Source organism: Anoxybacteroides rupiense, from assembly GCF_014196195.1.
In the GTDB taxonomy this organism is placed as follows: Bacteria; Bacillota; Bacilli; order Bacillales; family Anoxybacillaceae; genus Anoxybacteroides; species Anoxybacteroides rupiense.
Genome location: NZ_JACIDF010000025.1, coordinates 1 through 2478 on the forward strand (window position 1 = coordinate 1; position 2478 = coordinate 2478).

Sequence of the window (2478 nt, forward strand, 5' to 3'; positions counted from 1 at the left end):
TCGACAATGCCGACGACATCGCCGCGGTAGTTCGTCACATAGTAGAACGTGTTACCGTTTTGGTTTGTGACCGTGTTTGGCTTGCCATTCGCCCACGTAAACACCCATACGGTTTGGCCGTTGTCGTTGGTAATGCAGATTAAGTCCGAGCCGTCAATAGTTATATCCGCCCTAGCCTATCCTAAATAAAAGGATGCTCAGACAAACGATTGGAACATCCTTTTTCCATTATTATGCTTCTCAAACATATCAATACATCTTGACACCATTATTGATTATGATTTTTATAATTATTAGAGTTTATCTAGCACCACTCATTAATCTATATTCTTTTCTACAAAAATCTCATCCAATTCTGTGAGCGCTCCATACAGAGATGACTGAACAGCCGTTGTTTTTTCCTTTGACAATGCTTTTCTCAAACACTCTTTGATCTTTGTAAAATTATTCATATCGGCGATCTCTACAAGACTGTTTGCGACAGCACATCGCACCCTATAGGATTTACAATTTAACATTTTTATAATGTCATTCAAATACTCTATCTCACCTAAATGATATAATCCTAAGTAAAATCCAAGACGTGCCCGATTTCGCCTCTCTCTATTTAATTTTTCTTTCAGTAACGAAATGATGCCCTTATCTCCTAATTTTCCAAGTACTTCTGCAGTATATGCGCGGACAAGTTCATGCTTATCATCTAGGGATCGACAAAGATATGGGATGGCTTCTTTATATTCAATTAAACCTAGTACTTCTGCAGCAGTAACCCGAACTAACAGATTTGGATCGGTTAATTTAGGAACTATAACCTCTCCTACTTCATCACCTGAGAAAAATCCTAATTGTTCTATAGCATACATCCGCACTTCGTTGTTAGAATGATCGGTTAATTGAATAAGTTTATTTTTTATATCCTTTTTCGTTAAATAAGAGTGAATAATTTCCTTTAATTCCTATATTAATCTCGATCACTTGACATGGAGCCTCTACATACAAGATATTTCCTAAAAAGCGAGCAACAACAAGAATCAGCCACATGAAACGAGGCTATCATGTACGTCACTCCATGTAAAGTGCACGTTTCTAACTGGTAAAAAACTGTTCAATTTAATCAATCGAATTCTGTTCAGTTTTATTTAGCGGTCACAGGTTCTAAGCTATTTTGTTAATTTTGCTTAGATTTTCAGATACAAAAATCGATTATCTGTTTCTTTTTTAAGTAGAGAGCCATGAATTATGGCTCCCTACTTGTAATTATTTTAAAATATTTAACAAATTACAAAAGGGAATAAGGGTTACACCCTAAACACAGCCCGATTTTTAGATATTAAAGAAAAAAAGCAATAAATAGTAACACAATTCCTATAACTACTCCAGCAATTAAACTAGGATTATCTAAAAACAAGTAGTATTTGCTTTTTTGAGAAGCCTTGTATGAATTTGCCCTTTTTATTAACCATAAGCCGAAAATAATAATATAAAGCATTCCAAATAAAAGTAACATTGGAGTATCTTTTATATATTTTGTTTCCATTTATAACCTCCATGAGATTTCATTTACCAAATATCAAAATTTTATATTACCATTGTTTAGATGACAGCTAGTAACAAAGAGCCAAAAGAGCCTTCGCTGTTTTCCTCAAGCGAAAATATAATACAAAAAAACCTGATTCAATTTATTTTTCATTCAAACAAAATGATGGATGCTTTTTATCTATTCCTGCCACACTAATATCAATATCTAAACATTAAGTTAGGAATTTGAAAAGTTTTATAAAATATAGATTTTTTTGTCCAGTTGTACCCTTTAGTTATTTTTCTAAAGGTAGCTTTTGAAACTTTCTGAGCTAAACGTTTAACAATCTCTTCTGCTACCTTAGTAAATATTGCATTCGCCAATATTGGATATAGATACCATTTCAAGTACCGTGCCACAACAGCGCCAGCTCCGGCACCGAGAATCAAACCTATACCAGTACTTATTAAAAATCCAGGAGTTAAATTAATGGCTAGAGATATTTTTTGCCAACCAACATTAACTTTAATATAACTATTAAAACCTAAATTGATTGTTTTTGACCAGTACCCACTTGGATCAGTAAAATTAACAGGGTTATTATTGGAATAAACATACGCATTTTGTGAAATTGAATTATTTAGATCTCCCCGATATTGATCCCTCGAAACAAACCTCGCCGTCTCTGGGTCATAGTACCGTGCCTGTAAGTAGTACAATTTTGTTTCTCTATCGTAATAGTATCCCGCATATCCTAACGGTTGGCCAGTGACTTCGGCATTTTCCGAAACTGACATCACTTTCCCCCACGGATCATAGCTGTAATTCGCGACCGTCGCACCGTTCTCATCAATAATGCGAACCACATCGCCGCGGTAGTTCGTGACGTAGTAGAATGTATCGCCATTCCCACTCGTCACCGTGTTTGGCTTGCCATTCGCCCATGTAAACGCCCATAC

Annotated in this window: 3 protein-coding genes; all 3 read right to left on the minus strand. The window is 35.4% G+C overall.

What is annotated here, in order from left to right; translation table 11 throughout:
* Window positions 1-317 precede the first annotated feature (317 nt).
* Window positions 318-944 (minus strand): HEAT repeat domain-containing protein, encoded by a 627-nt coding sequence (locus GGQ95_RS18105; protein ID WP_312856959.1) that lies wholly within the window; start codon window positions 942-944, stop codon window positions 318-320.
* 386 nt (window positions 945-1330) lie between these two features.
* Window positions 1331-1537, minus strand: coding sequence for a hypothetical protein (locus GGQ95_RS18110; RefSeq protein WP_080861017.1), 207 nt, complete (start codon window positions 1535-1537; stop codon window positions 1331-1333).
* Between the two features lie 200 nt (window positions 1538-1737).
* A partial coding sequence (locus GGQ95_RS18115) for an RHS repeat-associated core domain-containing protein (RefSeq protein ID WP_221212171.1) occupies window positions 1738-2478 on the minus strand: 741 nt, incomplete at its 5' end.

Coding starts and splice junctions, on each gene's coding strand:
- GGQ95_RS18110 (WP_080861017.1), bottom strand. CDS start 1,537: ATGGAAACAAAATATATAAAAGATACTCCAATGTTACTTTTATTTGGA.